We start from the raw sequence: 6024 nt of genomic DNA on the forward strand, positions 1-6024 counted from the left end.
TTCATCAACATCTTCCAGCTGCTGCTGAATTTCACCGGCGAGCGCGAATAGTCCGAACCGTGGCAGGCAACACCGCTGACCTTGAAATGGCCGGAGGGAAACTTCCGGCCATTTTTTTCCGACTGGGCGGGGGTCGTGGATCGCTGGTCATGAAAGCGTGAAGCGCGGCATAACCCGCCGCCCTTGAGTTCACGCGAGGCCTTTTGCTAGCCTGCCAGACATACGAGCCAGCCGCGAGGACGCATGGAACAGGTGACGCTTCACGCCGACGGCATCTCCGCAACCATCGTCGGGCAGGGGGCCGAACTGGTTTCCTTGCGCGATGCCGAGGGCACAGAGCTGTTGTGGCAGGCGGGCCCCGCCTGGCGGCGCCATTCTCCGGTCCTGTTTCCGATCGTCGGCCGGCTCAAGGGCGACCAGTTGCGCCATCGCGGCCAAAACTATCCGATGACGCAGCATGGTTTCGCCCGCGACAGGCGCTTCGCCTGGGTGCAGCGGACGCCTTCGTCCTGCACCCTGGTCCTAATGGACGGTGCCGAAACCAGCGTCCATTACCCATTCGCTTTCTATCTGACCGTAAGCTATAGCCTCGCTCCTCGGCAGCTAGACGTGACCTTCGAAGTTACCAACATAGGCGAAGAACTGCTGCCGGCCTCGATCGGCGCTCACCCCGCCTTCAACTGGCCGCTGCTGCCGGAACTGCCCAAGGAAGCCTATCGGCTGACCTTTGCCGACAATGAGCCCGCGCCGATCCGCCGCCTGAAGGACGGGCTCCTGCTGCCGATGCCGCAACCCACGCCCATCGAAGGCAAGACGCTCGCGCTCTCCGAGCGGCTGTTCGACGATGACGCGGTAATCCTGGACCGGCCGGTCAGCACCAGCGTGCGCTACGCTGCCGATCGCGGGCCGGCGATCGAAATGTCGTGGCAGGGTTTCAACGAGTTGGGCATCTGGTCCAAGCCGGGCGGGGCGCCGTTCCTGTGCATCGAGCCCTGGCATGGCCTCGCAAGCCCGGTCGATTTCGACGGCGAATTTGCCGACAAGCCAGGCGTGATGCTGATCGAGCCGGGCGCGAAGCGAACCCTGAGCTATCAGATCGGCCTCGGCTGAGAGCCGTCGAAGCCATGGCGTTCGCGATCAAGGCCGAGATCACGATCAAGGCCGAGATCACGGATCCGCAGGCGGAGACATTCATCTTCGCCGCGCAGAAAACCATGTATGGCGGCAAGCAAATCGCCGAGGGCGACGTCATCTTCCTGTTCGCCAGCGAGAACGAAGGCGGGCAGGGACTCGTCGCGCGCGGCATCGTCACGCTGTCCGAAGCCGCCCCCAGAAGGCCCGACCTCGAACGGCAGACGCCGCGCGTCAGTGTTTCCATCCGCCGCACCGCATCGACCGCTCGGCGATTGGGCCGGGACGAACTCAAGCGGTTCAAGGACTGGAAGGACGGTCGGCCGGAGACCGAGCTCAATTTCAAATTCTACCGCCAGGCGACGAACAAGATCATCGGCATTTCAGGCGAGACGGCTGCGTTTCTCGACGGGTTTTTCTAAAGAGGAAGGGCGCCCCCCAACTCGACCTCCTTCAGTGGATCGCCGCCGTCGATGAACAGCCGGCCACCTGGTTTCAGGGCGGACTTGATACGCGTCAACGCCGCCCGACCAGCCTCGGGGTGACGCCCGTCAAGGGCGCCGACCCGCATCGCAAAGGCGATATCGAAGAGGTCTTCGCCTGACCTCAACGCGAAGTCCTCGATCGCTACGCACCTGAAATCAAGGCAGCCCAAAGCCATCTCATCGGCCGATCCCGCCCGCGCCAATTGGATTGCCTTTTCCGAACGGTCGATGGCCAGAATGAAGCCATGGCCGATACGGCGAGCGACGGCACGAGCGGCAACGCCGGGGCCGCATCCGATCTCCAGGACGCGAAGTCCCGGTTTCAATGGAAGAGCTTCGACGAAAGCGGATATCCGCTCGGAGATTCCGGCAGCCATGAGACAAGTTATGCAATTCGGTTTGGGGGCCAAGCAAGCGAGACGGCGCAGCTTTCATGGACGGCTCGGCGCGGTTCGTTGTAAACGTTCCGGCCGATCGATTTTGGAGGAGACGCAACATGGACAGGTTCACGGGCGGTTGCCTGTGCGGCAAGGTTCGGATCGTGGCGTCGGGTCGCCCATACAGGGTCGGCATCTGTCACTGTCTCGACTGCCGCAAGCATCACGGGTCGCTGTTTCACGCTTCCGCGATTTTCCCTCAAGATGCGGTGACGATCGCCGGCGAAACGCGCGACTATGCCGGGCGGTTCTTCTGCCCGCGCTGCGGCTCGTCCGTTTTCGCGCGCACCGCGGACGAAATCGAAGTCAGCCTGGGATCGCTGGACGCCCCTGACCAACTGAGGCCAACCTACGAACTGTGGACCGTCCGCCGCGAGTCCTGGTTGCCGCCGTTTCCGCTCAACAGACGATACGAACGTGATCGCGACGCCACGGGCCGTTTTGAGGAGTAGGGGCGACCGCCTTCCGGATAGGATGACCGTTTGGAGGGGCGCGCCGACCGTCACTCCGGCAAACCAGCCTTGCGAAAGCCGTCGACGAAATGCTCGAGCGTCGCGGCGTCGCGGAACGGTTCGGTCCAGACCCAGTGGCTGGTGCTGAAATGCGGGTTGGCGACGAGGAACATCTCGACCTCTGCGCGCGCCTCGTCGAACCGGCCGAGTTGGGCAAGGCTTGCCGCCAGGAACCGGCGTGAGCTCGTGCGATAGGTCTCGTCCCTGCACAGCGTCTCGACGGCGGCTTCGTACTCGCCGGCCGCATACTGCGCCTGGCCGAGTGTCAGATAGTACCAGCTCGGCGGATAAGGGTTGAGCCGGAACGCCTTGCGAATGTGCTCGAGGCTTTCCTCAATCTGGCCGGCCAGAACCTCAATGTCTGATATCGTCGCCCAGGTGTCGGCATCGTTCGGGTCGAGCTCGATCGCCCTGGCGAATTCAGCGTCCGCCTCGTCGAAGCGGCGCTCATAGGCAAGCAGGTTGGCCAGCACCCAGTGGCAGCCGGCATCGTTGGGATCGATCGCGACAGCCTTGCGCGCCAGTTCCAGGGCGACGCCGCGGTTTGGCTCGATGGGTTCGCCCCAATGCACCCATCCCATCCAATGGTTCATGGCAAGCCAGCGATAAGCCTCGGCATAGTCCGGATCGAGCGAAACCGCGCGCGTCAGCATCAGATGCGCTTCCCGCGCCGTCTGCGGCGAATCGTCGATCAGCTTGCGCGCTCGCACGCACAGATCATAAGCCTCGAGGTTCCTTGGCCGGTTGCGCGGCGGCGGGGCGCGCAGGCGGCCGAGCAGCGCCTCCACGATCTTGGCCGTCACCTCGTCCTGGACGGCAAAAATATCTTCCAGGTTGCGATCGAAGCGTTCCGCCCACAGATGCTCGCCACTCACCGCGTCGACCAGTTGCGCGTTGATGCGCACGCGCCCGGCGGCGCGTCTTGCGCTGCCCTCCAGCAGGTAGCGCACGCCAAGCTCCTCGGCGATCCTGCGCACGTCCATCGCCTTGCCTTTGTAGGCAAAGACCGAGTTGCGGGCGATGACGAACAGGCCGGCATTCCTGGACAGGTCGGTGATCAGATCCTCGGTCAGCCCATCCGCGAAGGAGTCCTGCTCGGGATCGCTGGAGAAAGCAACGAAGGGCAGCACCGCTATCGATGGCTTGCTGGGCAGCGGCAAAGGCTTTCGCACCGCGCCGCCGAGCTGGTCGATGGTTCCGATGAAGCGGTAGCCGACGCGCGGAACCGTGGCGATCCATTCACTGCCATCGGCGGCCGGACCGAGCAGCTTCCTGAGCTGCGCGATCTGAACGGTGAGGTTGCCTTCCTCGACGGCCGTGCCCGGCCACGCCGCATCCATTAGCTCGGCCTTGCCCAGGATTTCGCCGGGCCGTCCGACGAGCGCGGCGAGTAGCTTTATCCCGCGGTTACCGACGGCAACGGGCGCATCGTTCCGAAGGAGCGTTCCCGCACCCGGATCAAGCACGAATGGACCGAAGGCGAAGCGCGAGCCCTGCATGCGGCGCATCTATAGTCCGTTTGGAACTTTTTGGAACTATTTGGGAGGGCTTAATTACGGCGCTGTTCGCCTCCTGCAGAATTCAACCTCTTTCAGGTCGATCGCCTACGGGCCTCAACCATCAGGAGGTTGCCATGAACGATATTTTTGCCCCGGCGCCGCATCAGGCAGCGTGCAGAGCAACGGTCGTAAGGCCGTCGGAAACGTCGCCTCGGCGCTTCAGCCTGGCGATCCTGCGAAGCATCGTCGCGGGCTGGCGCGAGCAGACGCACTTTCGCTGGGACCTCAAGCGAATCTCGGAAACCAATCCGCATCTGATCGACGATATCGGTTTGACGAGACATCAGGTGGACGAAGAGATCGCCAAGCTGCCTTTCTGGCAACGATAAAGGAACGTTTCCAAAAGGGTAGGGCGGTTGCCTCGTGCAATATCTGGAGGCCAAAGCCGGGTCTAACCCTGCCGGACGATGGCGCCGATCGCATTGACGATAAGCCTCGCTGCGGTGAGCGCCGACAGGCCGTCAATGTCGGCGGGAGGATAGAACTCGACGAGATCGAACCCGGCGATCCTGCCCCGCTTGCCGAGACCCGCGATCAGGTCGATCACCTGCGTGTAGGTGAGACCGCCGGGTGTGCGCGCCGCCACGCCTGGCATGATGAAGGGATCGAGGCCATCGCAGTCGAGGGTGACGACGACTTGCGCGCCTTCCGGAATATGCTTGAGAGCGGCTTCGACGCCTTGGGCATGAACCTCGCGGGCGGTCACGAAGCGGCTGCCGTAGCGCCGCGCCGCTTCGATTTCTGCGCGGCGTGCGCTGCCGACGCTGCGCAGGCCGACCTGTACGATGCCGGCGATATGCGGCATCTCGCTCGCCCGGCGCATCGGGCTCGAATAGCCGAAGCGTTCGCCATCGACCTCGTCGCGCCAGTCGATATGGGCGTCGATCTGCAGGATCCAGACTGGCCCGCGATCCGTGAAGCCTGCGAGGAAGGGAATGACCACGGAATCGTCGCCGCCGAGCAGGATCGGCACGGCCGGCATTGCCAGGACCTCGCGCGTCTTCGCCTCGATCCGGGCGCGGTTGCCATCATTGTCGTGCATGATGGTCAAGACGTTGCCGGCGTCGACGCAGCAGACCGGCTTGCCGTCGAACAGCGGGCCGCCGAGATCGAAATCCCAGTGCTCGATCAGCGGCGTATCGTCCTGGCTCGCCGCGCGGATGGCATCGGCGGCCAGGACATAGCCGCTGCTGTCCTTGCCGGGGTAGGTGCTGCCGTGATCGGCTCCGAAGATGACCGCACGGGGAATGCGGCCTTCGGCGAGGCGCTCGGGAAAGCCAAGGAAGGAAGGCGAGGCGGTCATTTCTGGATGGCCTTGATTGTGAATGCCGGCGCGACGAGCAGCTTGGGGTAGGCTAGTTGCTTGTTCGGTTCGACGCCATCACTGAAATCGCGAGCGAGCCGGGCGAAGCTTGCATTGTTGCAACCAAGTTCGAACAGGGCAGGGTGCGAAGCAGACCTGCGACCTTGTTGCAAAGGCCGCACTCTGCCACGTTGTGAAAATCGAGCGCGAATGGGGTGCTACGGCGCATCACGGACGTCCTAGCCATATCCCTTCGCTGCGTTGCCAGCTGATTGGCTCCCCTCCTGCCCTGTTTCTTCTGAAGACTGCAGGAAAAGCCCAGTTTCAAATATAAATATATTGCGCTGCAACAAAATGTTGCACTGCAGGTAATACTGCCACATACTGCTCTCGCTGTTCTGGGGCGCGGGCGAGACACATCGTCAACCGGAGGATAGGAAATGTCCAAGACCACCGACAAACCCACCGAAACCGCCGAATTTCCGGCAGTCGACGCTGGCAAGGCCACCGATCAACTTCGCGCAGTCGCCGAAAAGGGCGTCGAGCGGTCGAATGAAGCTCTTGCGAAATTCCAATCGGGTGCTGAAGACGTGCGGA

7 protein-coding genes are annotated in these 6024 nt (G+C 63.0%); 4 read left to right on the forward strand and 3 right to left on the reverse strand.

Translation table 11 applies throughout. From position 1 onward, the window contains the following. The first annotated feature begins 243 nt into the window (after positions 1–243). Positions 244–1110, forward strand: coding sequence for an aldose 1-epimerase family protein (locus tag EOA38_RS25270; protein ID WP_127300512.1), 867 nt, complete (start codon positions 244–246; stop codon positions 1108–1110). A gap of 14 nt (positions 1111–1124) precedes the next feature. After that, entirely contained in the window at positions 1125–1553 is a 429-nt protein-coding gene (locus EOA38_RS25275; RefSeq protein ID WP_127300513.1) for a hypothetical protein, read from the forward strand. On the opposite strand, the gene EOA38_RS25280 is transcribed toward EOA38_RS25275, so the two are convergent. Then, positions 1550–1993 (reverse strand): class I SAM-dependent methyltransferase, encoded by a 444-nt coding sequence (locus tag EOA38_RS25280; protein ID WP_127300514.1) that lies wholly within the window; start codon positions 1991–1993, stop codon positions 1550–1552. The two genes, EOA38_RS25275 and EOA38_RS25280, sit on opposite strands and share 4 nt — an antisense overlap. A gap of 119 nt (positions 1994–2112) precedes the next feature. On the opposite strand from EOA38_RS25280, the gene EOA38_RS25285 reads away from it, so the two are divergent. Next, entirely contained in the window at positions 2113–2505 is a 393-nt protein-coding gene (locus tag EOA38_RS25285; RefSeq protein ID WP_126094032.1) for a GFA family protein, read from the forward strand. A 50-nt stretch (positions 2506–2555) separates the two neighbouring features. On the opposite strand, the gene EOA38_RS25290 is transcribed toward EOA38_RS25285, so the two are convergent. Continuing rightward, positions 2556–4073 (reverse strand): tetratricopeptide repeat protein, encoded by a 1518-nt coding sequence (locus EOA38_RS25290; RefSeq protein ID WP_189434873.1) that lies wholly within the window; start codon positions 4071–4073, stop codon positions 2556–2558. Positions 4074–4198: 125 nt separating this feature from the next. On the opposite strand from EOA38_RS25290, the gene EOA38_RS25295 reads away from it, so the two are divergent. Then, complete coding sequence (locus EOA38_RS25295; protein WP_127300515.1) at positions 4199–4453, forward strand: DUF1127 domain-containing protein; 255 nt, start codon at positions 4199–4201, stop codon at positions 4451–4453. Positions 4454–4515: 62 nt separating this feature from the next. Here EOA38_RS25295 and EOA38_RS25300 read toward each other — a convergent pair whose 3' ends face one another. Next, positions 4516–5427, reverse strand: a complete 912-nt coding sequence (locus EOA38_RS25300; protein ID WP_127300516.1) for an agmatinase — start codon at positions 5425–5427, stop codon at positions 4516–4518. Between the last annotated feature and the right edge of the window lie 597 nt (positions 5428–6024).

The sequence above is a fragment of the Mesorhizobium sp. M1E.F.Ca.ET.041.01.1.1 genome (assembly GCF_003997355.1).
Taxonomy (GTDB): Bacteria; Pseudomonadota; Alphaproteobacteria; order Rhizobiales; family Rhizobiaceae; genus Mesorhizobium.

Excerpts from the sequence above, each read along its gene's own strand:
- EOA38_RS25275 (WP_127300513.1), top strand. The coding sequence starts at position 1,125 with ATGGCGTTCGCGATCAAGGCCGAGATCACGATCAAGGCCGAGATCACG.
- EOA38_RS25300 (WP_127300516.1), bottom strand. The coding sequence starts at position 5,427 with ATGACCGCCTCGCCTTCCTTCCTTGGCTTTCCCGAGCGCCTCGCCGAA.
- EOA38_RS25270 (WP_127300512.1), top strand. The coding sequence starts at position 244 with ATGGAACAGGTGACGCTTCACGCCGACGGCATCTCCGCAACCATCGTC.
- EOA38_RS25290 (WP_189434873.1), bottom strand. The coding sequence starts at position 4,073 with ATGCGCCGCATGCAGGGCTCGCGCTTCGCCTTCGGTCCATTCGTGCTT.
- EOA38_RS25295 (WP_127300515.1), top strand. The coding sequence starts at position 4,199 with ATGAACGATATTTTTGCCCCGGCGCCGCATCAGGCAGCGTGCAGAGCA.
- EOA38_RS25285 (WP_126094032.1), top strand. The coding sequence starts at position 2,113 with ATGGACAGGTTCACGGGCGGTTGCCTGTGCGGCAAGGTTCGGATCGTG.
- EOA38_RS25280 (WP_127300514.1), bottom strand. The coding sequence starts at position 1,993 with ATGGCTGCCGGAATCTCCGAGCGGATATCCGCTTTCGTCGAAGCTCTT.